A 24,755-nucleotide genomic window follows, 5' to 3' on the forward strand; every position below is an offset into this window, starting at 1 on the left:
CTGCGTGGGAATGCATCCCGTGACGCTGCGCGTCACAAAAAGCGGACGCAGAGCGTCCATGGCGGCATTCCCACGCAGAGCGTGGGAACGATCAAAGAAGGAATTGCAATGAAGATTTCCCGTCAAGCCTACACCGACATGTACGGCCCCACCGTCGGTGACAGGGTCCGCCTGGCCGACACCGAGCTGTGGATCGAAGTGGAAAAAGACTTCACCACCTACGGCGAAGAAGTGAAGTTCGGTGGCGGCAAGGTTATTCGCGACGGCCAGGGCCAGAGCCAACTGTTGGCACGCGACGTGGTCGACACCCTGATCACCAATGCGCTGATCATCGACCACTGGGGCATCGTCAAGGCCGACGTCGGCCTCAAGGACGGTCGCATCGCCGCCATCGGCAAGGCCGGCAACCCGGACGTCCAGCCCAACGTGAACATTGCCATCGGCGCCAGCACCGAAGTGATCGCCGGTGAAGGCATGATCCTGACCGCCGGAGGCATCGACACCCACATCCACTTCATCTGCCCGCAGCAGATCGAAGAAGCGCTGATGAGCGGCGTCACCACCATGATCGGCGGCGGCACCGGGCCGGCCACCGGCACCAATGCCACCACCTGCACCTCCGGGCCGTGGCACCTGGCGCGCATGCTCCAGGCCGCCGACGCCTTTCCGATGAACATCGGCCTGACCGGCAAGGGCAACGCCAGCCTGCCCGAACCGCTGATCGAACAGGTCAAGGCCGGCGCCATTGGCCTCAAGCTCCACGAAGACTGGGGCACCACCCCGGCAAGCATCGATAACTGCCTGAGTGTCGCCGACCAGTACGACGTACAAGTGGCCATTCACACCGACACCCTCAACGAATCGGGCTTCGTCGAAACCACCCTCGCCGCCTTCAAAGGCCGCACCATCCACACCTACCACACCGAAGGCGCGGGTGGCGGTCATGCCCCGGACATCATCAAGGCCTGCGGTTTTACCAACGTGCTGCCGAGCTCGACCAACCCGACCCGACCGTTCACCCGCAACACCATCGACGAACACCTCGACATGCTGATGGTCTGCCACCACCTGGACCCAAGCATTGCCGAAGACGTGGCCTTCGCCGAAAGCCGCATTCGCCGCGAAACCATCGCGGCCGAAGACATCCTTCACGATCTCGGCGCGTTCTCGATGATCAGCTCCGACAGCCAGGCCATGGGCCGCGTCGGTGAAGTGATTACCCGCACCTGGCAAACCGCCGACAAGATGAAAAAGCAGCGCGGCCCACTGCCCCGGGACGGTGAAGGCAACGACAACTTCCGCGCCAAACGCTACATCGCCAAGTACACCATCAACCCGGCGATCACCCACGGTATCAGCCATGAAGTAGGTTCGATCGAAGTGGGCAAATGGGCGGATCTGGTGCTTTGGCGACCGGCGTTCTTCGGGGTTAAACCGACGTTGATCCTCAAGGGTGGCGCCATCGCGGCCAGCCTGATGGGCGATGCCAACGCGTCGATTCCAACACCGCAACCGGTGCATTACCGTCCGATGTTCGCCAGCTACGGTGGTTCGCTGCACGCCACCAGCCTGACGTTCATCAGCCAGGCGGCGCAAGAGGCCGGCTTGCCCGAAACCCTGGGTTTGAAAAAGAAAATCGCTGTGGTCAAAGGTTGCCGTGATGTGCAGAAAACTGACCTGATTCACAACGACTACCTGCCGAGCATTGATGTCGACCCGCAGACCTATCAGGTCAAGGCCGACGGCGTGCTGCTGTGGTGTGAGCCGGCAGATGTGCTGCCGATGGCGCAACGGTACTTCCTGTTCTGACAATGAGATCAACACGCAGGAACCTGGCGTGCCAGGCTCCTGCGATACCAAAAGCGATCAGCTCGCCGGTTGAACGGTGAAGGGGATTTCTACCCGCTGCAGCTTTGCCCGGTCGATCGCCTGACGTGTCAACGTCTTGAGCAACGCCCTGCTTTCATCAGTTATCGCCTTCAAATCGGCGGCATACTCCGCTTCAGTCATGACGCGGCCAGGGGCAAACGTGCTGTCCGGTTTTCCCAGTTCTGCGGCGAGCGCCCTGATCTCGATCTTGAGCCGGGCCTCATCCTCAAGGGACAAGGCAGGGTCATTCACGCGTTCCTGCAGTGCCATGTAGAACTCTGTGGTGGCGCTGATCCGGCGCCTGAAGCCTTTGAAAGCGCTGCGGTTGGCATCTTCGACATAGGACGACCAGAACGGCTGGTCGACAATCAAATCATCCAGCAACTCTCCTTCCTCAAGGTCCAGCACTCTTCGATAGGCCGCATCAATCATTGCCTGGTCGACACCCGCAATCTTGCGGAATTGCATCTTGCGAAACTGCCACGGCAAGTCCAGCCGATCAGCCAGGTCCGTCATGAAGGCCATATGAACTTCCACTTCGTCGACAGTGCCTTCAACCTGCCCCTGGGCATCTACGCGTCTGAAATCCTCGCCCTGCTCCAGACGCTCGGAAACCGTCTTGTGGGCGATCCGCGTCAACTCGTCCAGGCGCGACTTGCCCCGGGCCAGCGCGGCTAGTTCAGCCTCCACCAAGCCTGGATTGGCAAGCTCGTAAGTCTCATGGATCAGTACCTCCATGCCCATGGCGTTGAACAGCTGCGCACCAGCATCGACGCACGCGGTGCCGGGGGTGGCCATGGTGAACAGTTTCAGGCGCAACTCGCTATTGTTGGCCATTGCCTCAAGCATTCGCCACACCTTGGCAGTCAGATCGACTCGATAGAGCGTGTCATGAACATAATGTGATGACCCGGTCAGTTTACGGATCTCGTTGAAGAACGGGACCGATCCGGTCTCATCCTCGACGCTGTTCCAGATTTTCTGGCGGGCGACCCACTCAGGTCGTGACAAGCCCTCTTCCCAATCGAGACTGTCGCGCACGCCACGTGGCGGATAAGGTCTATCCGGGTCCAGGCCGACAGACTCGATGTAATCGCGCAGCGTCTGCAAATGGCTGGCCGAGAGAAAGTCCGGTTCGCGGCTCACCACTGTTCGCGCCAGCAGTTCCGCCTGCACCGAGCCACGAGCTACCGCCGGTATAGCCCGGATCGGATTGCGCTGGATATCCAGGTAAAAATGCCGGAACCGCGGTTGCGAAAACAGTCCGCGCGGCCAGGCTCGAATACCTGTATCGGCCAGCAGGACCGTATGCAACATTCTCATCCTGCCAATGTCCGGAACCTCTCCAAGAGGATTGCCCACAAGGTCCAGAGTATGAAGCTCGGTGAGGTCAGCCAGGTCAGCAATGCCTTGTGGGTCCAGCACAATCCGGTTTTCGCGCAGGCCCAATTCGGTCAGGTTGCGCATGCGACCCACGACATTCGGAATTCTGGTGAGTGAATTGCCGTTGATGTTGAGCGAGCGCAAGCGGGGAAAATGGTCGAGGAAGGAAATGTGAGCATCGGCCAATCCAGTGCTGGACAGATTGAGCCGGGTGACGTGATCGAAATTACCCTCCAATGCCGGCATGGTCTCCAGACGCAGTCCCATGGGCAGGTCGTGAAGATCGAGTACCGCGCCTTGCAGGTCGCCATATGAATCCACATCGCGCAGGCTGGTCTGCTGCCAGGCTTCCCTGATGGCCTTGTACACCGTGTTACGCGACTGCCATTCGGCGATGCCGGCGGACGAGAACCGAAACGATTCGGTCGGTGAGTTCAGCCAGCGTTGAAAATTTGCGTTGAGCCGATTGAATTCGGCTTCGAGTGCGCCAGCCCTCTGCTCAACATTCGCCTGACTGCCCCCGGCCCGCAGGTAATCCAGGGCTTCTTCCTCCGACCACCCGGGGCGTACGACACGGACACGCTCCTGGGCGGTCAGCTGCCCACTGACCTGATCGAGCCCCCGAAAAGCGCCGCGCATGCCGCCGCGCAGGCGCATGGTTAGCGGATCGTACGACGGCTTGCGGATAGGATTGTCCGCCAGCAGGACGTTGAACCTGTCTCGTGACAATGGCGCCTGCTGAATGACCTGCTTGAGTGTGGCGCCCTGATTGATCTGATACCCCAGCGCATCGCGTTCGGCGTCGGGCAACGCATGCAACACGGAAGCGTACAAGTCGTCGGGCCCATGCAGATGGAGATCATCGGCATCTCGTGCCTCGTACTGGCCGTTTTCACTGACCAGAACCCGGCGAATGGCGGCATCCTCCGGACCGACACGGTTGCTCAGCGTTCCGTCAAATGAAGAGGCACGGATTTCGATTCGCAGGTTTTCGGGCCATGTGGGCAGTGCCTGCAACGAGTGCAACGCCAGACGCTCGGTGTCCGCGCTGTAGGGCAGATCGAGGAACAGCCCCTCATAAGCGCGCGCGGCTCGTGACGTCAGTAGCGAGACTCGCGCGCGCTCCCTGAGCGCCAGGGGGATGTGCGTCGAGTCGGTTATCTTCAGCAAATCCTCGGAGGCGACGTCGGCCAGCAATTCTTCGGCCGCGGCCGTGGACAGTTCGCTGAAAGCATCCTGCAGCGCCACCACCGGTGGGGAGCCGGCCTGCTGTTTCTCGCGGTTGAGCGCTGCGAACAGGGATTCGCGCCGGGTGATCGCTTGCTCGGCGAGCTTGTTTCTCAAGGCATTGATCCGCACGGGCTGCTCTCGGGAAACACCCTGCCCGAGCATGGCGTGAATATCGTCTTCGCCGATGAATTTCACGGCAAACTCCGGCAGTTTCCCTGAGCGGACTTCGGCGCGGGTGATTTTCAAGGTATTCGCTGGCGATGCGTCGATGTCACCCAATTTCATCGACGGTCCCCAGTGTTCGGCACCTTCAAACAGTTCGATACGGGTGTGCTCAGGCCATCCAGGCACTTCGAGCAGCAAGCGGGGTACCTGCTCAGTGAACGCATGCGGCACCCCGTCACGCCGAATCTGCTCGGGTAATTTGCCCACATCGGCCCAGGCCTTGAAGCGCTCCAGCGTGTCGATAAGCACAGCGGGTGGCGGCTCGTTGACGACATGCAGCCTGCGTAATTCGCCCTCCTCCACTCCACTGGCGATACGGATCTGCTGCAGAGTGGCGTCGGAGAAACTTTCGGCTGCGGGCCCCATTCGGCGCATCAGCTTGGCGCTGTCCCACTCGATCGGGCGGTCGAGCTCGGTCTTCCATCCCCCTGCACCGTTGTGCTCAAGTTTGGGCTGATACGCCTGGGGACGGCTCGGGTGCTGCAAGACGGGTTGGCCAGTGCGCGGATCGTTGCGCACTTCGAAGTGCTGGTTTTCATGCTTGAGAATGTCTTTGTCAGCGTGCCGGAACAAGCCAAGCTCGTTGGGCTTCGCCTCTGCAGGGAGAGCGATATCATGGCCGTAGCGGGTGAGGTTTCGGTTCCACAACCGCACGCTGCCATCGGGCAGTTGAACCGGTTTCAGCCCGTCGATGAGGGAAGACGGCTTGACCGGCAGCGGTGCACCGCTGGGCAGTACATGCCCTGCCATCATCAGCGCCAATTGAGCAAAATTGATCATGACCCCGACAAGGTGACCTGCCGCTTCTTGCTTGTCACCTTTGCTCCACTCTTCGACCCCTTCCATGGTTTCAAACAGCATTTGCCCGACCATCACGGCCAGCAGCGGTCCACCGAGGCCAGGAACCAGCATGGCGCCGAAATTGAACACATTCCAGCCGATGTTCAGGTAAGTGCTCAGCCTGTTCCAGCGAGTGGCGGCATCTTCATCGTCGGTGAGCACCGCGATTTGCCGTGCGTCAGCAATCGCCTTTTCCCTGCGCCAACGACCCAACTGCGGCCACAATGCCCCCTGCATGATGTTGGTGACAGGTTCCGCACTGGGATTCTCGACGGCGGTTTCGCGCCACCAGGGCCCCATGTCCAATGGGCCACGCGCCGTCCAGGTGAATGTCGTGAGACGCTCGCGCACACGGGCAAAAAACCTGCCCTTGTCTTTTTGTGCGACAAAACGGCTGAAAAACTGCTGGTAACTCGGCGAGCGCAACTGGCTCACCAGCTCCTTCATGAAGTCCGCAAGGGAGTCATACTCCTTGACGGGGTGATCAGGGTCGTCGGGGACGTAAACCAGCAACGTTCCGTCAAGGCGACTCTGCTGGTAAATATCATTGCGTTGCAGCATGGCTTCGACCAGAGCCTTGGGGCCATTGGCGAAAAATGCCTTCAGCAATTTGAACTGATCGAATTCCTGTCCCGGCAACAACGTCAACCGACGTGACCATTCCATCAGCGTGCGCTGGTGTTGTGGGACCAGTCCGTCATAAAGCCGTTTGACTTCTGAAGGGTCCGCCACTGCACTGAACAGCACGATTCCGGACAGGTTGAACCCCATCAGCGAAAGGCGATGGCATAACAACGGACGATTACCCAGGACGATGCCCTGCTTCTCATCGCGAACCTGCAGCAGCTTTGCGTAACTTCCGGAAGATATGTCATTTTTCAGATAGGCGATGTAAGTCGATTCGTTGAAAGCGGCTTTTTCGATGTTGATCGCCTGTTGTGCGACCTTTGCGCCTGCAGCGGCATCCTCGGGTTTCAGCAATGCCTTTATATGCTGCTGATACTGCGCACCCAGATCGAGCTTGCGGCTCAGGGTTGCAAATTGCTCAATGGTCAATGGTCAATGGTCAATGGTCAATGGTCAATGCATGCCGCTGCAACTCATTGGTGCTGTCAACGGTGAAGATGCCGGAGCCATCGCGAAACGCCCCCGCCCGTGTTTCTGGCTCCTCGAAGTTGTGCAGCGCCGCCTCAAGCAATGAAGATTGTCGGAGTCGACTTGCATTATTGTCGACACCAGGGAATAGATTAGCCGGGATATACAATCGAATCACTGTGGCATTGACGTCCAGTTCCAGCTTCAGCTCTTCCTTCAACGCCTTGACCAGCAAGGGTTCAGCAAAGGCATTGATGTCTTGCTGCAGATTTTCCAGCGTTGTTTCCAATGGCCCCTGCAAACGCCAGCGCTCGTCAATCAGATCCTTGAGGTGCTGGCGGTCTATTGAGCGCGCATTCATGTACCAATCAGGACAGTTCGGTTGGGCATTGGCGAGCGAGACCAATCGCGAGGGCGGAGCATCTCTTATCGGCGTCGGCAACTTACCCAGAAGATAATCACGATAGACGTTTTCCTGTCCCACCCCATATGAATACAACACCTCTATTTCGGGTGCACCCGATACCTGGCTCATCTCGCATATCCTTATGCAGTCAATTGATTTGCCAGTTTTAGGGAGGATGCAAAAAAACAAAAGATTAAAAAACAGCGGGGAAAATTATTGTTTATCTGAAATCTCATTAAATTTCAGAATCTAAAAAATAATTAATTACCACCCTCGTTTTCCCCGCAGGTGCTTGCGCCGCGTAATGGTAGTTTTTAGCGCCCGGCAAAAGGGCTAAGATGCGCCTGACCTACCTCTCAGGAATCTGGCCATGCGTCTCCCCGATTTCATCAGGCAACACGTGGACCGTATCGTTGATGAATGGGAGCAGTTCGCCAAAACCATCACGCCGGCGGCCGTCAACCTGGACCGTGCAGCCCTGCGCGACCATGCCAAGGCGATTTTGTTGGCCGCCGCGCGCGACATGAACACTGCGCAGACCGCCAGCGAACAGCTGGCCAAGGCCAAGGGCGAAGGCCCCGAAAAAACCCCGAGCCTGGACGAAGCCGGCGCCAGCCATGGCGAGTTGCGGCATACCGTGGGCTTCGATCTGGTACAGATGACCAGCGAATTTCGCCACCTGCGCGCCTGTGTGATTCGCCTGTGGGTCAACAGCCTGGAATCGCCGGATATGGCGTACTTCCAGGACATGATCCGTTTCAACGAAGCCATTGACGAAGCCCTCGCCGAATCCACGGCGGCCTATGCCGACCAGGTCAATCGCTCACGGGATATCTTCCTGGCGATACTCGGCCACGACCTGCGTGCGCCCTTGCAAGCGGTGAGCATGTCCACCGAATTGCTGATGCGCAAAACGCCGTTGGAAGGCGATGCGCTGACCTGCGCCAACAACATCAAGCGCGGCACGCGGCACATGGCGGCAATGGTCAATGATTTGCTGGAACTGGTGCGCAGCCGCCTGGGCAAAAGCCTGCCCATAGACCCCTCACCCACAAACCTGGCTGCCGTGGCACATGAGGCGATTGCGCAGGCTTGCGCAGGAAACCCCGAGTGCGATCCAACGCTGAAAGTAGCGGGGGATATGCAAGGTGTCTGGGATGCCGCGCGGCTGAGTCAGTTGCTACAAAACCTGATCGGCAATGCATTGCAACATGGTTCGACCAAAGGCGATGTCACGGTGACGCTCAGCGGCAAACCCGACACCGTTTACCTCACGGTGCACAACTACGGCGCACCGATTGCCGAGAAGGACATCGGTACGATCTTCGATCCACTGGTGCGCAGCGCCGACGAAGAACTGGGCCAGCCATCCACCAGCCTCGGTCTGGGATTGTTTATCGTCAAGGAAGTGGTGGATGCGCACGGTGGGACGGTTGAGGTCAGTTCGAGCGAAACAGACGGAACGCTGTTTACCGTGATGCTGCCGAGAAAAGTGTGACGCATCGATGGCGTCACCTACTCCACCACCAAGCGCCCTAACCGCTGTTTGAGCATCCGATTTTCCGCCCGCAATTGCTGGACCTCTTCAAGCAGGTCCAACGCCAGGGCGACACCTTCCCATTCCAGCTCCAGATCGCGCCGCAGCTTGGCGGCGCGTTTGGCCAGGGTCAGTTCGTAATCGGTGAAGCGCCAGTCCTTGGGCTGCGCGCCCTGAGGTTCGAGGATGCCGTGCTCGACGATTTCGATCACGTAGACGTCTGTCAGGTCGCTCGCCTCACAAAATTCTGCCAGGTCCAGTTGAACGATCAGGGGGCTGCTCATGATGGGCTACTCCGTCGCTGGGTTCAAAAATTTTCTCGTGGGTTGAAGGCGGCTTTTTTCGCCAGTTCCTGCCACAGCGCCTTGACCTCATCGTCTGCGGCCTTGGGCATTACGGCTTTGAACTGGATGAACAGATAACCGCGTTCGCCGGCCTTGTTCATCAGGCCATGGCCCTTGGCACGCATGCGTTGGCCGTTCTGGCTGCCCGCCGGGACCTTGAGGTTGATCTTGCCGGTCAGGGTCGGCACCGCGACTTCGGTGCCCAGCGCCAGCTCCCACGGTGCCAGCGGCAGCGTGATGATCAGGTTCTCGCCTTCGACATCAAATTTCGGGTGCGGCGCAAAGCGAATGGTCAGGTACAGGTCGCCATTGGCACCACCGCCGACACCTGGAGCACCCTGGCCCTTGAGGCGAATGCGTTCACCATCGCTCACGCCTGCCGGGATCTTCACGTTCAGGCTTTTGCTGGTGTTGCTCACATGCTGGCCGGCCGCATTGTACTGCGGGACCTGGAAGGTGACCTTCTTCGACTCGGTCGACAGGGTTTCTTCCAGAAATACCCCAAGTTCCATTTCCACGTCTTGCCCTCGACGTCCGGTGCTGCGACGTGATTGTCCACCGCCAGCAAAACCGGGGCCGCGGTTACCGAAGATCGAACTGAAGAAGTCCGAGAAATCGCCAGTGTCCTGGCCACCGCCTCCAAAACCGCCACGGCTCTGCCAGCCTGGTGGCCCCTGGAACGGTTGGCCATGCTGGCCATAGCGGCGCAATTCGTCGTATTCGGCGCGTTTGTCAGCGCTTTTCAGCGCCTCATAGGCTTCAGAGGCGTCCTTGAACTTGGCCTCGGCGTCCTTTTCCTTGCTGACGTCAGGGTGGTATTTGCGCGCCAGCTTGCGATAGGCGGCCTTGATCGCCTTGTCGTCTGCCGTCGGCTCCACACCGAGAATCTTGTAATAGTCTTTGAAGTCCATCGCGGGAATCACCATCCGTTATCGAAATCGCGCCACCTGCCACAGCATGCACCTGTTTGCAGCGCAGAGGTTGACCGATCTCAAGGTTGTGACCGGGCAGCGCATCAGAAGTTTATCGGCAGCGTGCAGGGCGACTTGTGCTCGCCCTGGGGCTATCCGGTTGATGCAGGGTAGTTTGGGGGTGATGGCGCGTCTTTCAAGCGGTGAACGGCAAGATTTAGCGGATAACCGGCCTTCGATTCTGTGCCGCACTGGCATACACTGCGCGGCCGTTTTTTAACCGGAACTCGAAAGACATGAAAAACGCATCTCCAGCCCGTGCCGTGGGTATCGACTTTGGCACGTCCAACTCCACCGTCGGTTGGCTGCGCCCCGGCATGGAAACGCTGATTGCGCTGGAGGATGACAAGATCACCTTGCCCTCGGTGGTCTTCTTCAACCTCGAAGAACGCCGCCCGGTGTACGGCCGACTGGCGCTGCACGAGTACCTGGAAGGGTACGAAGGCCGCCTGATGCGCTCGCTCAAAAGCCTGCTGGGCTCCAAGCTGATCAAGCACGACACCAGTGTTCTTGGCACGGCGATGCCGTTCAAGGACCTGCTGGGCCTCTTCATCGGTCAGCTCAAGAGCCGTGCCGAAGCCGCCGCCGGTCGGGAATTCGAAGAAGTGGTGCTGGGCCGCCCGGTGTTCTTCGTCGACGATGATCCGATGGCCGACAAAGAAGCCGAAGACACCCTGGTGGACGTCGCGCGCAAGATCGGTTTCAAGGAAGTGTCCTTCCAGTTCGAACCGATTGCCGCCGCGTTCGACTACGAGTCGACCATCGAGAAGGAAGAGCTGGTACTGATCGTCGACATCGGCGGTGGTACCTCCGACTTCTCGCTGGTGCGCCTGTCGCCAGAGCGTCGTGGTGTGGCTAACCGCCAGGATGACATCCTCGCCACTGGCGGTGTGCACATCGGCGGGACGGACTTCGACAAGCAGTTGAGCTTGCAGGGCCTGATGCCACTGTTCGGCTACGGCAGCCGGATGAAGAGCGGCGCCTACATGCCGACCAGCCATCACATGAACCTGGCAACCTGGCACACCATCAACTCGGTGTATTCGCAGAAGTCCCAACTGGCCTTGGGCAGCATGCGCTACGACATCGAAGACACCGGCGGCATCGACCGCCTGTTCAAGCTGATCGAGCAGCGCGCCGGGCACTGGCTGGCCATGCTGACGGAAGAAACCAAGATCGAACTGACCCATGTCGACAGCCGTATTGTCCCTCTGGACCGCATCGAACCCGGATTGAGCGTGGAGCTGAGCCGGGCATTGTTCGAATCGGCCATCGACAATTTACTGGAGCGAGTGCGCAACAGCGTCAGCCGGTTGCTGGCAGACGCCGACGTGCGGGTCGATCAGGTGGACACGGTGTTCTTCACCGGTGGTTCGAGTGGCATTCCGGCGCTGCGCAACAGCGTTTCGGCGATGTTGCCGAATGCGCGGCATGTGGAAGGGAACATCTTTGGCAGCATCGGCAGTGGTCTGGCGATCGAGGCAGCCAAGCGTTACGGCACGATGGACTGATCCAGAACCGAGGTGAACCCTTCGCGGGCAAGCCACGCTCCCACAGGTTTGAGTCGTAATCATTATTTGTGAACGACACACCACCTGTGGGAGCGTGGCTTGCCCGCGATGGCGTCGGATCAGACACTACATGTACCTGATCAAACCATCCCCACCTGCTTCAACTCGCTCTTCAGATACGCGTAATAAATCGGCCCTGCCACCACCCCTGGCAGGCCGAACGCGGCTTCGAACACCAGCATTGCCAGGAGCAACTCCCACGACTTGGCACTGATCTGCCCGCCAACGATCCGCGCGTTGAGAAAATACTCGAGCTTGTGGATGACAATCAGATAGCCCAGCGCGGCCATCGCCACCCAGATCGACAACGACAGGCCGACAATGGTGATCAGGGTGTTCGACATCAGGTTGCCGATCACCGGCAACAGGCCGAGCAGGAAGGTCAGCACGATCAGGGTCTTGGTCAGTGGCAGCTTGATGCCGAACATCGGCAGCACCACGGCCAGGAATATCCCGGTAAAGAACGTGTTGAGCAGGGAAATCTTGATCTGGGCGAACACGATGTTGCGAAACGCTTGCACCAGCAAGTGCAGGCGGTCGAACAGGGCCGCGGCCAGCGGTTTGCGCTTGGTCAGGTCCGGAATGCGCTGCAGGGCAATGATCGCGCCCAGCACCATGCCGATCAGCAACGTCACGAACATGTGCGCGGCGTCCTTGCCTACGAGCTGCAAGTCACTGAGGTGTTTACTGATCCACTCGCCAATCGCCACGCGGAACTCGGCGGCACTGGCGGGCAGGTAGGCATCGATGAAGGGTGGCAGCTGACCGCGCGCGCGATCGACCACGCCCATGAACTTGTCGAGAGAGGCGCCGGGGTTTTCCGCTTCGTGCAGCAGAAAGCTGATGGCGCCAGCAAAAATCAGCGCCAACACACTGACAATCAAAGTCCCCAACAATGCCACCGCGAGCCAACGCGCACGCCGTCCTTCGATCAGCCGCTGCAACTGGGGGGTGAGCATGTTGACCAGTTCGAATACCAGCAACCCGGCCAGCAGGCTGGGCAGCAACCGCAGCGGAATCACTAGCAGCAGTCCGCCGAAAATAATGACCCAGCTGATGACCAGCAAAACTTGGCGTTGAGAAAACGTTGGCATACAGCCTCAAAACGAACGGCGTAAAAGGATTGGCAGTCTGCCAGCGATCCGGTGTCAGCACTAGGAATTGTGTGGGTCGACCTTTGTCGGGGGCCACTCGGTTTTTGCCCAGCCCTTGCATGCTCGCGAAAAGGCTCTCGCAGCCTCCATATTTCCCGGCCCCATGTTTATTTTTTCTTCAGGCAGTCACTCATGAACGCCTTGCGCTCATCGCCCTTGAGGGCCTTGGTCGCAGCGTCGGCATTGCAGGTTTTCATCTTCTCCTGCTGAGGGGTCAGGGCCTTGGCGTCATTGGCCGCTGGCGCCGCCTTGAGGCAATTGCTCATGAAGGCTTTGCGCTCATCGCCCTTGAGGCTTTTGGCCGTGGCGTCGGCGTTGCAGGTGGTCATCTTGTTCTGTTGATCAGTGGCGGCGAAGCCTTGGGAGCACAGGAGCAAACCGATCATCAGCAAAGGGGCACGCAGCATCTTCATGGAGTTTTCTCCTTGTCACCGTACCGAGGGGAACGGCCTTGCTTTGGAGTGTAGACAACACCTGTTACACCTTCATCTTGTCTCCAGGTGACTGCGTCGATACTGCTCCGGCGTACACCCGGCCTGGCGCTGGAACATGGCGATGAAGGCCGAGCCGGTGCTGTAGCCCAAATCGAAGGCAACGTCCTGGATGCTACGGTGGCTGTCCAGCGCCTCGATCGCCGTCAGAAAGCGCAGGCGTTGGCGCCATTCACCGAAACTCATGCCCAACTCGCGGACAAACTGCCGCGCCAGCGTGCGTTCGCTGACATGAATCTGCGCGGCCCAGTCTGCCAGTGCTCGGTTATCCCCAGGCTCGGCCTGAATGGCCTGCAGAATGCCAAGCAATCGGCTACTGCTGGCATAGGGCAGATAACACTCATGCACAGGCGCCTGCTGCAGTTGATCCACCAATACCTGGGCCAGACGCTTGTCCGCGGCCTGCTCGGGGATCTTCACGTCCCGGGCGGCAAAGTCCTTGAGGATCGCCTTGAGAATGTCGCTGATGGCCAGTGTGCAGGCCTCTTGCGGCAGATCAGCACACAAAGTGGGCGCCAGGCAGACCGCGCGATAATTGATCGGCTGGTTGCTGTAGAAGCTGTGCTCGGTCTCGGGAGGCACCCATACCGCGTATTGCGGCGGCGACATGAAGCGACTGACGCCAATTTCCATATGCAGCACGCCATGGGCCGAATACTCCAGCGTGCCCCAGGGGTGGCGATGCGCCGAGGCAAAACGATGTGCATCGAAATCGGCGTAGCGGAAGTACACCGGGGCGGGTAGCTCACTGAAATCCAGCAGGTCGATGTGTTTACTGGTCATGCTGTCCGGAATCAGGGGCGGTTTGTCTGGATCGAAGTATAGGCCTGTATCCAGACAAGGGATAATCAACCCTCATCAACGTTCTGGTTTTTCCCATGCAATACGCTTATCCGCTGCTGGCCATTTTCATCTGGGCCGGCAACACCGTGATCACCAAAATGTCGGCCGGAGCGATCTACCCCGCCGAGATCGGTTTTTACCGCTGGCTACTGGCCGGATTATTGTTCACGCCCTTCATGCTTAAACCGGTGATTGCCCACTGGCCGTCGATTCGCCCGAACCTGGGCAAGATCTTTGTCCTCGGTGTGCTCGGCATGGCGGTTTACCAAAGCCTGGCGTACTTCGCCGCGAGCCTGACCTCCGCGACCAACATGGGCATCATCCTGTCGTTGATGCCGCTGATGTCGCTGGCCATGGCGATCATCAGCCTCGGCCAACGCCTGACCCTCGGCGCACTGGCGGGTGCGGTGCTGTCGTTTGCCGGGGTGTTGGTGGTGGTCTCGTCCGGCAGCCTTGGCGTGCTGCTGGAGCATGGGGTGAACCTGGGCGACGCGATGATGCTGATCGCCACCCTGGCCTATGCGATCTACAGCACTTTGCTGAAAAAATGGCAGCTGCGTTTACCACCCTTGGTGTTGCTGTATCTGCAGGTGCTGGTGGCGGTGGTGGTGTTGTTTCCGCTGTTTCTCGCCTCACCGAAAATCGGCCCGACCCTGCACAATATTCCGTTGGTGCTTTACGCCTGCCTGCTGGCCTCGATGGTCGCACCGCTGGCATGGATGCAAGCCGTGGTGCGTTTGGGTCCAAGCCGGACCACGCTGTTCTTCAATTTGCTGCCGCTGATTACCGCGCTGATTGCGGCGGTGGTGCTGCATGAACAGTTGGCGATGTACCACTTGGTCGGCGGGTTGCTGACGTTGGGCGGGGTGATTCTTTCCGAGCGCTGGACCACCGTGCTGGGCCGCAAGGTCAGCGTTGCCTGATCGTTTGACCTTACAGCCCTGCAGCTTTTAGCCGCGCCGCATGCTCGACAAACAAACGGATCGGCTCCGCACCCTTCCCCACCAGCCCCAACGATTGATTGACGATGTCGAAATGGTCCAGCGGATACTCATCGCCAATCACTGTCCCCAGGTGCGAGCTGTAACGCCCGACCATCCCGTCGCAATGCCCGGCCTCGCGCACGAAGGTCCGGGCGAACAACCGGCAACTGCGGTTGGTGCCATCGAACAGGTTGCGCCCACGATCGGTCTTGCCCGGTTGCAGGGTGCCGGACCAGGAATAGTAACGCACGCCGTTCACCTCTTCCGGTCCGTGCCCGCCCCAGGTGTCGGGCAGCCCCTGTGGATAACGTTGATTGAACAGCGCCACGCCCTCAGTGGTGAGCGAATGATGGGAGGCATGGATGTCGACCGGCAATTTCGGTCCGCGATAGCCGGTTTCCAGCAGGCTCATCAGCGCCGCGACGCACCGTACCAAAAAGCTCACCAGCCGCCCCATGGGGCTGTCATGCGGATAGTGCTTGTGCAGATAGTCAGCCAGTTCCGAACCATGGTTGGGCCCCGCCACCGAGGTCACCGAGGCGACCAGGTCCGGGCGTTTGGCCGCCGCGTAGCGGGCGGTGAGCGAGCCCTGGCTGTGGCCGATCAGGTTGACCTTCCCGGCACCGGTCTGGCGCAGAATCTCTTCAATCCGCGCCAGCAATTGCTCGCCGCGCACTTCGCAGGAATTGAGCGGCGAAACCTGCACCGCAAACACCACCGCACCACCACGGCGCAAGGCCTCGGCGATCCCGTACCAGTACGGATAGAGCACCAGACGGATAAACCCGAGCATTCCCGGGACCAGCACCAGCGGGTAACGCGTGGCCGAACCTTGCGACATGGGCGAACATCCTTGTGATCGGTGGGGGGACGCCTGGCAGTTGCAAGACATCCGCCAAGCTTCGCCAGCGAACATGACAAACCGACGACCAGTCTAGGACATCCGCCCTACTTCAGCCCCACCACACCCGCCACGATCAGCCCAACCGACAGCAGCTTGACCGCCGTCAGGCTCTCACCAAGCAAGGCAAAGCCGAGAAACACCGTGCCCAGCGAACCGATGGCGGTCCAGATCGGGTAAGCGATGCTCACCGGCAGTTCGCGCATGGCCAGGGTCAGGAAGTAGATCCCGCCCACCGCCGCGACGATGGTCATCACTGATGGCCAGAGCCGGGTGAAGCCCTCGGCGTACTTCATGCCCACGGCGAAGGTGACTTCGAACCCGGCGGCGATCAGCAAAAACAACCAGGCCATTTAGAACTCCCTGACCAGAGCCAACAAGCGCTGCTCTGCTTCGGCGGCAGAGACTTCGAAGGTACGCGCCTCGGACTCTTCGCCTTCGGCGGCGACCACGGTGACATCGGTGATGCCGATGAAACCCAGCGCCGTGCGTAGAAGCGTATCCGCATGGTTCATGGCCTCCAGCTCGCCCCCCGGGCCAAACCCGAAACCGCCGCGACTGGTCACGATCAAGGCCTTTTTCCCCAGCACTAGTGGCTCGTATTGCGCGATACCATTATCCAAGGTGTGATTGAAGGTCAGCCCGAGCCGCACGATCTGGTCGATCCAGGCTTTCAAGCCGCTTGGCACGCTGAAGTTGTGCATCGGCGTGGAAACCACCAGCAGGTCATGCCCAAGCAACTCGCCGACCAGCGTGTCGCTGAACGCCAGGTCCGCTTGCATCGACAGCGGTCGTGCGTCGGGTTGGGGATAAAACGCGGCGGCCACGAACGCCTCGTTGACCGGTGGAATCAACGCCCGGCCGACTTCGCGGCGGGTCAGTTTCGATTGCGGGTGACGGGCCTGCCAGGCCGACAGAAAGACTTCCGCCAAACGCCGGGAGTGCGAACGTTCACCCCGTGGGCTGGCATGAATCGCAAGAACTGTGCTCATCTGATTCTCCTTGGGACTACACTCAAACTGGCGGTGGCTTGCAGCTTGGAGCCCAGCGCTGTCCCACTTCAACTGAACAAAAATCAGTCTGGATGAATCCATTTCATCCATGGAGTTGCCATGTTCGCCTCGTTGCCATTGACCGCCCTGCGCGCTTTTGAATCCGCCTCACGCCTGTTGAGCTTCAAGGCCGCCGCCGAAGAACTGTCGGTCACTCCGACGGCGGTATCCCATCAGATCCGCTCGCTGGAAACCTGGCTCGGCGTGCAGCTGTTCGAGCGCCTGCCGCGCCAGGTACGCCTGACCGAAGGCGGCGAGCGCTTGTTCCACAGCCTGCACGGTGCTTTCCTGGAAGTGGCGCAAAGCGTCGACACCCTGCGCCCACACCGTAGCGGCACGAATCTGACAATCTCCACCACCGCCGCTTTTGCCGCCCTGTGGCTGGTGCCACGCCTGGGGCGTTTCTATGCCCGCCACCCCAACATCAGCCTGCGACTGGACACCCACTGCGAGGTCATCGATTTGCATCAGGACGCCAGTGTCGACCTGGTGGTGCGCTACAGCCTTGATGACTATCCGAATCTGTATGGCCTTTGTCTGTTCGACGAGTCGTTTGGCGTTTACGGCTCGCCCGGGCAAGTAGCCTTGGCTGCCCATCACACGCCTACGCTGATCAGCGTGCGCTGGCACAACTCCAAACTCTACGCCCATGGCTGGGAGGCTTGGTGTACGCAGTCCGGCGAGGCTTGGCTGGCGGGTCAACCCACCGTGCGCGAATACGATGAAGAGCATTACGCCCTGCAAGCGGCGATTGCCGGTCAGGGTATGGTGCTGGCGAGCAATATTCTGGTGTCGGAAAGCGTCGCCAGTGGATTGCTGGTGGCTTATCGGGGGGAAATCCAGGTCGATGGCGCCGGTTACAGCGCATTGTGTGTCCCGGGGCGTGAGCGACATCCGCCGGTGCGGGCTTTTTTTGCGTGGTTGCGGGAAGAGGCAACGGTATCCGGATATGCCTTGGCATAAATAACGTCAGATGGCGTTGCGAATTCTCCAGCCACTTAATATTTTGCAACGCCCTTAAAAACAACCCATAAAAACAAGCAAAAAACACTACACATTATTTTCAACCCCATCACACCACCACCTCAAACAAACAGCAAACAATCAGAAGTTACAATCACTCGATGGACTTCGCAAAAAACTAACTTATCATAACAACCACAACCCATTGGTTGCTTAATAAATCAAGTAAAGGAATACTTATGTACATTGAAGAACGGCTCGAATTCATCGACTCCCTAGCGCCTCTACCCATCTTGCCAACGCGGTCTTTCTCAGACTTTCAAGCGCAGGACGTCGCCCCCCCTCATGATCCAAACAAACCAACCGCAAGCGTCATGCCGGGTACTATCAATGCATTTTTCTCAGATGTTTCACAACAAACCATCTCAGATGTCAACCTCTGCAAATTGGTCATGCAGAACGCTGCGGACAAGTTGTACCCCAACGACAATCAACTTTTCGAGTGGTATAAATATTATGTTGGCGGCCTGAGCAAACTGGGCTGGGTCATTCAAGCCAAAAACCTGCAGGAGGTCACCATCAAGAGAACCGGCCTCACAATAGACCAGGTTGCCCTGGAGATGGCAGCTGGGCTAATTGGTGCTAATCCTGCGGCGATTCTGACAAATCTCGCTAAAAAATCGCTGGAAGAGGTTCAGAAAAACCCCAGGGCAATTCAGATCTTCGAAAAAAATCAAAAATTAGGCTACCAGGCAAAATTCGACATTGCACCTGTTTGGGTGGATAACAGCGGGATGCCGAACATGATCCTGAATTGCATCTCCCTGGACGCGCGGGAAAGCAGCCGTGGCATTCTGTTCTGGAAATCGACCAAGCAATCCACCGCTGTCAAATCAGGCGCCGTGCGCACTTATCTGGACAGTAAAGTTTTGTACCGCTTAAGTGACTCGCTGTATGACAAGTTCGACCAGGCCTCAAAGAAAAGCATTGAGAACCTGCCCGACCTTGATTAATTTCCAATAAAATTTAAATCGGCAAAAATGCCGATTTAAATATTCTTGCCGTGCAATTTCTTCAAGCGGAATTAAGAATGAACAAACACAGCTATGACGCCTACTTGACCAATGGCAACATTACGTTATTTTGCGGTACACACACAGACAGTTTCAAAAACGACATTTTGCAGTCTACTCTGTACGCCAATCTCCTGGCGACAAGAGCTGACAACAACCAAGAGGTGTGGTGGCAGACTTACACTCAAACTCTGAGCAAACTTGGCTACCCCCTCAACAGCCGGGAAGTCCAGCAACTTGAATTCCACAACACCCGTCTTTTTAATATCGTCGTTCAAGGCACGGGAAGCGCACTCTCGGCCAAGGAGCAGCAAGCACTTTCCAGCGTATTTTCAGAGCTGGAGAAACTTCCGGAAAACTCATCCGCTATTGAGGCAATCATCACCAAGCTTAAGGCCAATGCGTCTAATGAAACCGATGATATGGCAGACGCTCACACAGATAATCGCCCGGTTTCAACAGCAACGCTGCTGACGATCGTGCGCAACGACAAAACCCTGTTGACCCTGCAAATCTCCTTCAAAACCAGCGATGGGATCACACCCGACATCCTGAACCAACCTGTGCTCACGACAATCAAGGATGGAAAAAACAATATTCGACTGTTGCGTAGCTCACTGGATGAACGTAAATACAGCGAGATCAGAGAGTCCATCATCAAAAAACTCGGTAAAAAATTGCAAACAGACTTGCTTCATCTCAACCCACCACCCAGCGCAAACTGAAATAGTTCTGACAAGCCTGTTGCTCTAATAGCTCCCAAAGCCCGAGTGGTGAGCGATTAGAGCTTTTTCAGCCTAGCCTCAGTTCTTAACTGTCTTAGGCGCCTTGCCCGCCTTCATCTGCTCCAGCAACGGCGCGCACTGGTTCGGCTCTCCGCCACTCGGCGCCACCAATGCCAACAAACCCGCCGCTGGCGCAGCAATCACACCCAAGGCAACCATCCCGGCCCCCCGCAACATCAAGGGAACGGCTTTCACCCCGGCGTCGGGTTTGATGAACTTGCCCCGCACATACAGTGGCGAACGCAATGAGATCAGCCGCCAGCCCTTGGATTCCGGCGTGATGGTCAGGTCCAGTTGCTCGGTCGCCATGTTCGCCGTGCCATCAATGTAGATGATGGCGTTCTCAGTATCGAAGACGAACAACCGCGTAGTGGCCAGACCGCTCTTGATATCGAAGTCGGCGGCGGCGCAGTTGATCTTCACTTCCTTGTCGCCAAAGATCTTGCCGATCACATAGTTGCCAACGTTCAACCCGGCCAGCTCCATCAGTTCACGACTGATGGCGCCGTCGTTGATCAACATTTTCAGCTTGCCGTTGGCGCTGCCGAGCAACTTGGCCACCGAATTGCCGCGCCCGGTGATGTCAGCATCGCCATTGAGTTGGCCGAAGCTGGTTTTCATCGGTTCGAAGGTCGGGAACAACTGTTTGAGCTTGAACCCCCGGGCGGTGAGTTGTGCCCGGCCTTCCAGCGGTTCGGCGTGCCCGTTCAGGCGAATCTGCGCGTCCAGCTTGCCACCGGCCACACCGAAGCGCAGCGGCTCGAGGCTGAGCACACCATCAGTGAGCACCAGGTGCGTGTAGAGATCGTTGAATGGCAACCTTTCGCTGTGGACGATGCGCTTTCCGGTGAATTCGACATCCGCGTCCATGTCGCGCCAGCGATCGGTCTTGAACTCCTCGACCGGTAACACCTTGTCCGCCGGCTGCTTGCTCTCGCCGCCGAGGGCTTTCTGCTTGGCATTGGAGTCGGCGCCGATCAACGGGGCCAAGTCGGCAAACAATAATTGATTGGATAGCACTGAACCGCTGAGTTTGGGGCGGGGCTGGCCGGCGACGTAGGCCAGGCTGCCATGGATGTCGCTCGCGCCGATCGTGCCGTTGAACGCCTCGTAACGAAACACCGCACCGCCCGGCTCATGCAGCTTGGCGATCAGATGGCCGTCGGTGGCATAGGGCGGCGTGTCCGGCAGGGTCACGCCGGTCAGCGGGTAAAGGTTGCCCAGGCTGGTGCCGGCCAGTTTCAGGCGCAGATCCAGGGCGCCCAGATTCATCGGATCGGTCAGCGTGCCGGCCAGCTCGACGCTGGTGTCGCCGATCTTCGCTTGCGCCTGCAGCGGAAACGGCCGGGCCGCGTCCTGCAGCGCCAGCAAGCCGCCGATCTTGCCCTGGCCCGTGAGTTTCTGAGCGTGGTACTGGCCTTTGACCTTCAGTGCAAACGCGTAATCCTGAGGCGCGCCACCCTGTTCGGAGGCCGTTTTCGCCGCTTTGTCACCGACGATTTCACTGAAGGGAATCGGCTTGCCCAGAGGGTCGATCAGCAGGTCCAGTTGAGTCTTCAGGCTCTGGTCGTCGAGGGTGACACGTCCTTTGTCGAAGCCGATCGCGCCGATATCCACCACCCATGGCGAAGGCTCGGCGTTCGGGTCTTTCGGGTCAAACTTGAAGGTCCAGTTGGCACGACCGTCGGCCAGGCGCTGTAACTGGGCATTGGGTTCGGTAAGGTCGATGCGCGGGATCACCACACGCTGCGCCAACAAGGCCAGGGGCGAGATGCGCAACTCGACGCGCTTGAGGCTGGCCATCTGCGGTGTCTTCGACCAGTCCGGGTTACCCAGGCTCAGATCGTGCGCCACCACATGCGGCCAGGGCACCCAGGCACGCCAGCCACCCTCGTCGGGCTCGCGCTGCCAGACCACCGCCAGATCGCCGTTGATGGCAAACGGCCGGTGCAGCTCTTCGGACACCTTGGCATTGAGGGGCGGTTTGATCCGGTTCCAGTCGAAAAACACGATGACCAGCACCAGCACGGCCAACAACACAACGAAGCTGGTCATGCTCCAGGCGAGAATCTTACGGGTGCGCGTCATTGCACAGGGCTCCTGATACGGCTGAGCGTCACGATCGCGATGCTCAGGAGAAACGCAGGGCCAGAACCGGCCCGTCATGCAATCTACGACTGGCAAATAGCCCGCAGGTTTAATCGAAAATCCGATTTTGCCGCCATTGACCGATCGAACACGCCCCCCTGCTCCCGGTCAGCGTTACCGGCCCCGCACTTTTGCGTGGCGCAGTTGAGTCGAAAATACCCACCTCGGTGCGCCGCAAAGGCCCGGTTTAGAAGGGCTGTAGAGAACAATCAATTCCGTTGATTATTAACATTGCGTTTATGAACTTTTATATCGACTTATCAAGAGTAGCATTGCCTTCGTACCCAATTTATCGCACTCCTACGGAGCACCCCATCATGAAACGCCAACTTCTGCTTAGCCTTACACTTTCAATGCTGGCCAGCACCGCTTTTGCGCTGCCAGCCGCTGACCAGGCCACTCCGCAAGTGAAAGATACTCACTCGGCGTTCAGCCAAACCGTCGCCGCTGATGGCTCCGACCGCACCCCAGGTCAAACCGTCGCCGAAGGTGGTAACGATCGCCTGAAAGAAAAAGGCCTGCTCACTGAAGACGGCTACGATCAAACCCCACAAGGTCAAACTGTGGCAGAGGACGGCTACGACCAGACTCCTCAAGGTCAAACGGTTGCCGCTGACGGTTCCGACCGCACTCCTGGTCAAACCGTTGCCGAAGGCGGTGGTGACCGTGTCATCGAACGCAACAGTTCCATGAGCTAAGCCCATGGTGGCCGTGAAAAAAAGCCCAATCACCGGATTGGGCTTTTGATTTTCTGGTCATTGCCTTTGTAGAAGTTGCAACGCCCCGCCTGATCCCCCCCTATGTCGTTCGACGCCGGCAAAGCCTATTTGCTAGAGTGCGCCGCAGTCCTTTTCAGAAAACGCCCTTGCAATGCTGCCCCGCGCCGAACAGAAACAACAAACCCGCACCGCCTTGATGGACGCGGCCCGCCATTTGATGGAGGGCGGCCGAGGATTTGGCAGCCTGAGCCTGCGCGAAGTCGCAAAAATCGCCGGAATCGTCCCCACCGGTTTCTACCGGCATTTCGCCGACATGGATGAACTCGGCCTGGTATTGGTGAGCGAAGTCGGCCAGACCTTCCGCGAAACCATTCGCCTGGTGCGGCACAACGAGTTCGTCATGGGCGGCATCATCGACGCGTCCGTGCGGATATTTCTCGATGTGGTGTCGGCCAACCGTTCGCAATTCCTGTTTCTGGCCAGAGAACAGTACGGCGGCTCGTTGCCGGTACGCCTGGCCATCGGTCGCCTGCGCGAGAACATCAGTTCAGACCTGGCTGCCGACCTGTCCTTGATGCCGAAACTGCAACACCTGGACATGGCCGGCCTCAGCGTCATGGCGGACCTGATCGTCAAAAGCGTGTTCGCCACCTTGCCAGACATCATCGACCCTCCTGTCGAAGCGCTTCCCGAGCACTTGACGCCGCAAGCAAAGATCACCCAGCAGCTGCGGTTCATCTTTATCGGCCTCAAGCATTGGCAGGGGCTCGGCAGTACCGAATAAGCACCGCCAGGGCACACGCGCCTGGCCTCAACTTGGTGCACAGGGAAAAACCTGCGCACCAATTTCAGCCAAAATCCTGCGCACTTAGAAACTTTTCCTACACCTCCTACAGGTATTTCCTACGCATCCCCGGATTGGCAAGCCCCTTGCTCTAGCCTGAGCATTGTCCATTGCTGGAAGCTTTCCGATGCTGGTGATTCATCGCAGAATCGACCCTCAACCCGACTGGGCCGCCGAGCTGCACCTGACCTTCGAGGCCCGGAGCAAAAGCCGCTTGCGCTGTTTCAGTGCCGAAGGAGAGGACGTCGGGTTGTTTTTGGAGCGCGGTCAATCGCCGTTGTATGACGGCGAATGTCTGCAAGCCGAAGACGGCCGCGTCGTGCGCGTCTGCGCCCGTCCCGAGCAATTGCTGCACGTCACCTGCGCCAATGCCTTCGAATTGACCCGGGCCGCCTATCACCTGGGTAATCGCCATGTTGCCCTGCAAGTCGGCGACGGCTGGTTGCGCCTGCTCGATGACTACGTGCTCAAGGCCATGCTCGAACAACTCGGCGCGCAAGCCGAGCCCATCGAGGCGGCGTTTCAACCTGAACACGGCGCCTACGGCGGCGGCCATCACCATTCGCGTCACGGTGACGAAGACTTCAACTATCCGCCAAAACTGCACCAGTTCGGCGTGCGCCCATGAACCCCGCATGGGCTTTGCTGCGCCTGGCCAGTCCGCAATTGCCGATTGGCGGCTACAGCTATTCCCAAGGCCTGGAAATGGCGGTGGACAACGGCCGGGTGCACGATCCCGACAGCGCGCGGCGCTGGATCAGCGATCAGTTGCTGCTCAATCTCGCCCGCTTCGAGGCGCCGCTGCTGCTCGCCCATTGCGTGGCCGCGGCCGAGGAAAACTGGAGCGAACTGCTGCAGCGTTGCGAAGAACACCGTGCCAGCCGGGAAACCCGCGAACTGCACCAGGAAAGCCGGCAAATGGGTTACTCCTTGCAGCAGTTGCTCAACGGCCTGCCTGAGCTCGATGCACAGGCCCGCGCCTTTCTCGTACAACGACCCGAACCCCACCTGGCCCTGGGCTGGGCGTTAGCCGCTCGCGCCTGGCAGATCAGCCCGCAGGATGCACTGGCCGCGTGGTTCTGGAGCTGGCTGGAAAACCAGCTGGCAGTACTGATGAAAACCCTGCCGCTGGGCCAGCAGGCCGCGCAGCGCTTGACCAGTGAACTGCTGCCGCTGTTGCAACAAGCCCAGCAGGACGCTACCCGAATCAACCCGGAACACTTTGGCAGCGCCGTCTTTGGCCTGTCCCTGGCGTGCATGGCCCACGAGCGCCAGTACAGCCGTCTGTTCCGTTCCTAGGGCCTGTTATTTTGGCCGCCCTTTTTTGG

22 protein-coding genes are annotated in these 24,755 nt (G+C 58.8%); 11 read left to right on the forward strand and 11 right to left on the reverse strand.

The genetic code is table 11. The features are described 5' to 3' along the window. Positions 1–108 precede the first annotated feature (108 nt). A complete protein-coding gene (gene ureC, locus PMI35_RS18165; protein ID WP_008058893.1) occupies positions 109–1,809 on the forward strand; it encodes an urease subunit alpha in 1,701 nt (566 codons plus the stop codon). Between the two features lie 57 nt (positions 1,810–1,866). On the opposite strand, the gene PMI35_RS18160 is transcribed toward ureC, so the two are convergent. Further along, a complete protein-coding gene (locus PMI35_RS18160) occupies positions 1,867–6,603 on the reverse strand; it encodes an NEL-type E3 ubiquitin ligase domain-containing protein (RefSeq protein ID WP_008058894.1) in 4,737 nt (1,578 codons plus the stop codon). A gap of 10 nt (positions 6,604–6,613) precedes the next feature. Continuing rightward, entirely contained in the window at positions 6,614–7,177 is a 564-nt protein-coding gene (locus PMI35_RS35715) for a dermonecrotic toxin domain-containing protein (protein ID WP_008058896.1), read from the reverse strand. A gap of 241 nt (positions 7,178–7,418) precedes the next feature. Here PMI35_RS35715 and PMI35_RS18150 point away from each other — a divergent pair, with 241 nt between their 5' ends. Next, complete coding sequence (locus PMI35_RS18150; RefSeq protein WP_008058897.1) at positions 7,419–8,546, forward strand: sensor histidine kinase; 1,128 nt, start codon at positions 7,419–7,421, stop codon at positions 8,544–8,546. Positions 8,547–8,563: 17 nt separating this feature from the next. Here PMI35_RS18150 and PMI35_RS18145 read toward each other — a convergent pair whose 3' ends face one another. Continuing rightward, positions 8,564–8,869: a chaperone modulator CbpM gene (locus PMI35_RS18145; protein ID WP_008058899.1), complete on the reverse strand. Its 306-nt coding sequence runs from the start codon at positions 8,867–8,869 to the stop codon at positions 8,564–8,566. Positions 8,870–8,892: 23 nt separating this feature from the next. Beyond that, entirely contained in the window at positions 8,893–9,840 is a 948-nt protein-coding gene (locus PMI35_RS18140) for a DnaJ C-terminal domain-containing protein (protein ID WP_008058901.1), read from the reverse strand. Positions 9,841–10,136: 296 nt separating this feature from the next. Between PMI35_RS18140 and PMI35_RS18135 the strand changes: the two genes are divergently transcribed. Further along, the gene (locus PMI35_RS18135) at positions 10,137–11,411 is read left to right on the forward strand and encodes an Hsp70 family protein (protein WP_008058904.1); all 1,275 of its coding nucleotides are present in this window, start codon (positions 10,137–10,139) and stop codon (positions 11,409–11,411) included. A 140-nt stretch (positions 11,412–11,551) separates the two neighbouring features. On the opposite strand, the gene PMI35_RS18130 is transcribed toward PMI35_RS18135, so the two are convergent. The 3 genes from PMI35_RS18130 to PMI35_RS18120 form a co-directional block, all read right to left on the reverse strand. Beyond that, complete coding sequence (locus PMI35_RS18130) at positions 11,552–12,565, reverse strand: AI-2E family transporter (protein WP_008058906.1); 1,014 nt, start codon at positions 12,563–12,565, stop codon at positions 11,552–11,554. 167 nt (positions 12,566–12,732) lie between these two features. Next, positions 12,733–13,038, reverse strand: coding sequence for a PsiF family protein (locus PMI35_RS18125; RefSeq protein WP_008058913.1), 306 nt, complete (start codon positions 13,036–13,038; stop codon positions 12,733–12,735). A gap of 72 nt (positions 13,039–13,110) precedes the next feature. Further along, complete coding sequence (locus PMI35_RS18120; RefSeq protein WP_008058915.1) at positions 13,111–13,899, reverse strand: AraC family transcriptional regulator; 789 nt, start codon at positions 13,897–13,899, stop codon at positions 13,111–13,113. Positions 13,900–13,994: 95 nt separating this feature from the next. Between PMI35_RS18120 and PMI35_RS18115 the strand changes: the two genes are divergently transcribed. Continuing rightward, complete coding sequence (locus tag PMI35_RS18115; RefSeq protein ID WP_008058917.1) at positions 13,995–14,882, forward strand: DMT family transporter; 888 nt, start codon at positions 13,995–13,997, stop codon at positions 14,880–14,882. 10 nt (positions 14,883–14,892) lie between these two features. Here the strand turns inward: PMI35_RS18115 and PMI35_RS18110 are convergent, their stop codons facing one another. The 3 genes from PMI35_RS18110 to PMI35_RS18100 form a co-directional block, all read right to left on the reverse strand. Beyond that, a complete protein-coding gene (locus tag PMI35_RS18110; protein ID WP_008058918.1) occupies positions 14,893–15,783 on the reverse strand; it encodes an esterase/lipase family protein in 891 nt (296 codons plus the stop codon). A 107-nt stretch (positions 15,784–15,890) separates the two neighbouring features. Further along, entirely contained in the window at positions 15,891–16,196 is a 306-nt protein-coding gene (locus PMI35_RS18105) for a DMT family transporter (RefSeq protein ID WP_008058920.1), read from the reverse strand. Next, positions 16,197–16,835 (reverse strand): FMN-dependent NADH-azoreductase, encoded by a 639-nt coding sequence (locus PMI35_RS18100; protein WP_008058922.1) that lies wholly within the window; start codon positions 16,833–16,835, stop codon positions 16,197–16,199. It abuts the gene before it with no gap. A gap of 120 nt (positions 16,836–16,955) precedes the next feature. On the opposite strand from PMI35_RS18100, the gene PMI35_RS18095 reads away from it, so the two are divergent. The 3 genes from PMI35_RS18095 (at position 16,956) to PMI35_RS18085 (ending at position 19,656) form a co-directional block, all read left to right on the forward strand. Next, positions 16,956–17,858, forward strand: a complete 903-nt coding sequence (locus tag PMI35_RS18095) for a LysR substrate-binding domain-containing protein (RefSeq protein WP_008058923.1) — start codon at positions 16,956–16,958, stop codon at positions 17,856–17,858. A gap of 239 nt (positions 17,859–18,097) precedes the next feature. Next, positions 18,098–18,871, forward strand: coding sequence for a hypothetical protein (locus tag PMI35_RS18090; RefSeq protein WP_008058924.1), 774 nt, complete (start codon positions 18,098–18,100; stop codon positions 18,869–18,871). Between the two features lie 77 nt (positions 18,872–18,948). Next, positions 18,949–19,656: a hypothetical protein gene (locus tag PMI35_RS18085; protein WP_008058925.1), complete on the forward strand. Its 708-nt coding sequence runs from the start codon at positions 18,949–18,951 to the stop codon at positions 19,654–19,656. 78 nt (positions 19,657–19,734) lie between these two features. Here the strand turns inward: PMI35_RS18085 and PMI35_RS18080 are convergent, their stop codons facing one another. Then, on the reverse strand, positions 19,735–21,804 hold the full coding sequence (locus tag PMI35_RS18080; protein ID WP_008058926.1) for an AsmA family protein: 2,070 nt from the start codon (positions 21,802–21,804) through the stop codon (positions 19,735–19,737). Between the two features lie 377 nt (positions 21,805–22,181). On the opposite strand from PMI35_RS18080, the gene PMI35_RS18075 reads away from it, so the two are divergent. The 4 genes from PMI35_RS18075 (at position 22,182) to PMI35_RS18060 (ending at position 24,726) form a co-directional block, all read left to right on the forward strand. Next, positions 22,182–22,562, forward strand: a complete 381-nt coding sequence (locus PMI35_RS18075; protein ID WP_008058927.1) for a hypothetical protein — start codon at positions 22,182–22,184, stop codon at positions 22,560–22,562. 172 nt (positions 22,563–22,734) lie between these two features. Next, positions 22,735–23,367, forward strand: a complete 633-nt coding sequence (locus PMI35_RS18070; protein ID WP_008058932.1) for a TetR family transcriptional regulator — start codon at positions 22,735–22,737, stop codon at positions 23,365–23,367. A gap of 187 nt (positions 23,368–23,554) precedes the next feature. Further along, positions 23,555–24,055 (forward strand): urease accessory protein UreE, encoded by a 501-nt coding sequence (gene ureE, locus PMI35_RS18065; protein WP_008058934.1) that lies wholly within the window; start codon positions 23,555–23,557, stop codon positions 24,053–24,055. After that, positions 24,052–24,726, forward strand: a complete 675-nt coding sequence (locus PMI35_RS18060; RefSeq protein WP_008058935.1) for an urease accessory protein UreF — start codon at positions 24,052–24,054, stop codon at positions 24,724–24,726. Before ureE ends, PMI35_RS18060 begins: the two co-directional genes overlap by 4 nt. The last annotated feature ends 29 nt before the right edge of the window (positions 24,727–24,755 follow it).

Source organism: Pseudomonas sp. GM78, assembly GCF_000282475.1.
Classification (GTDB): Bacteria; Pseudomonadota; Gammaproteobacteria; order Pseudomonadales; family Pseudomonadaceae; genus Aquipseudomonas.

Coding starts and splice junctions, on each gene's coding strand:
- PMI35_RS18090 (WP_008058924.1), top strand. CDS start 18,098: ATGTACATTGAAGAACGGCTCGAATTCATCGACTCCCTAGCGCCTCTA.
- PMI35_RS18145 (WP_008058899.1), bottom strand. CDS start 8,869: ATGAGCAGCCCCCTGATCGTTCAACTGGACCTGGCAGAATTTTGTGAG.
- PMI35_RS18085 (WP_008058925.1), top strand. CDS start 18,949: ATGAACAAACACAGCTATGACGCCTACTTGACCAATGGCAACATTACG.
- PMI35_RS35715 (WP_008058896.1), bottom strand. CDS start 7,177: ATGAGCCAGGTATCGGGTGCACCCGAAATAGAGGTGTTGTATTCATAT.
- PMI35_RS18075 (WP_008058927.1), top strand. CDS start 22,182: ATGAAACGCCAACTTCTGCTTAGCCTTACACTTTCAATGCTGGCCAGC.
- PMI35_RS18110 (WP_008058918.1), bottom strand. CDS start 15,783: ATGTCGCAAGGTTCGGCCACGCGTTACCCGCTGGTGCTGGTCCCGGGA.
- PMI35_RS18100 (WP_008058922.1), bottom strand. CDS start 16,835: ATGAGCACAGTTCTTGCGATTCATGCCAGCCCACGGGGTGAACGTTCG.
- ureC (WP_008058893.1), top strand. CDS start 109: ATGAAGATTTCCCGTCAAGCCTACACCGACATGTACGGCCCCACCGTC.
- PMI35_RS18140 (WP_008058901.1), bottom strand. CDS start 9,840: ATGGACTTCAAAGACTATTACAAGATTCTCGGTGTGGAGCCGACGGCA.
- PMI35_RS18125 (WP_008058913.1), bottom strand. CDS start 13,038: ATGAAGATGCTGCGTGCCCCTTTGCTGATGATCGGTTTGCTCCTGTGC.
- PMI35_RS18150 (WP_008058897.1), top strand. CDS start 7,419: ATGCGTCTCCCCGATTTCATCAGGCAACACGTGGACCGTATCGTTGAT.
- PMI35_RS18080 (WP_008058926.1), bottom strand. CDS start 21,804: ATGACGCGCACCCGTAAGATTCTCGCCTGGAGCATGACCAGCTTCGTT.
- PMI35_RS18135 (WP_008058904.1), top strand. CDS start 10,137: ATGAAAAACGCATCTCCAGCCCGTGCCGTGGGTATCGACTTTGGCACG.
- ureE (WP_008058934.1), top strand. CDS start 23,555: ATGCTGGTGATTCATCGCAGAATCGACCCTCAACCCGACTGGGCCGCC.
- PMI35_RS18115 (WP_008058917.1), top strand. CDS start 13,995: ATGCAATACGCTTATCCGCTGCTGGCCATTTTCATCTGGGCCGGCAAC.
- PMI35_RS18095 (WP_008058923.1), top strand. CDS start 16,956: ATGTTCGCCTCGTTGCCATTGACCGCCCTGCGCGCTTTTGAATCCGCC.
- PMI35_RS18070 (WP_008058932.1), top strand. CDS start 22,735: ATGCTGCCCCGCGCCGAACAGAAACAACAAACCCGCACCGCCTTGATG.
- PMI35_RS18105 (WP_008058920.1), bottom strand. CDS start 16,196: ATGGCCTGGTTGTTTTTGCTGATCGCCGCCGGGTTCGAAGTCACCTTC.
- PMI35_RS18130 (WP_008058906.1), bottom strand. CDS start 12,565: ATGCCAACGTTTTCTCAACGCCAAGTTTTGCTGGTCATCAGCTGGGTC.
- PMI35_RS18060 (WP_008058935.1), top strand. CDS start 24,052: ATGAACCCCGCATGGGCTTTGCTGCGCCTGGCCAGTCCGCAATTGCCG.
- PMI35_RS18120 (WP_008058915.1), bottom strand. CDS start 13,899: ATGACCAGTAAACACATCGACCTGCTGGATTTCAGTGAGCTACCCGCC.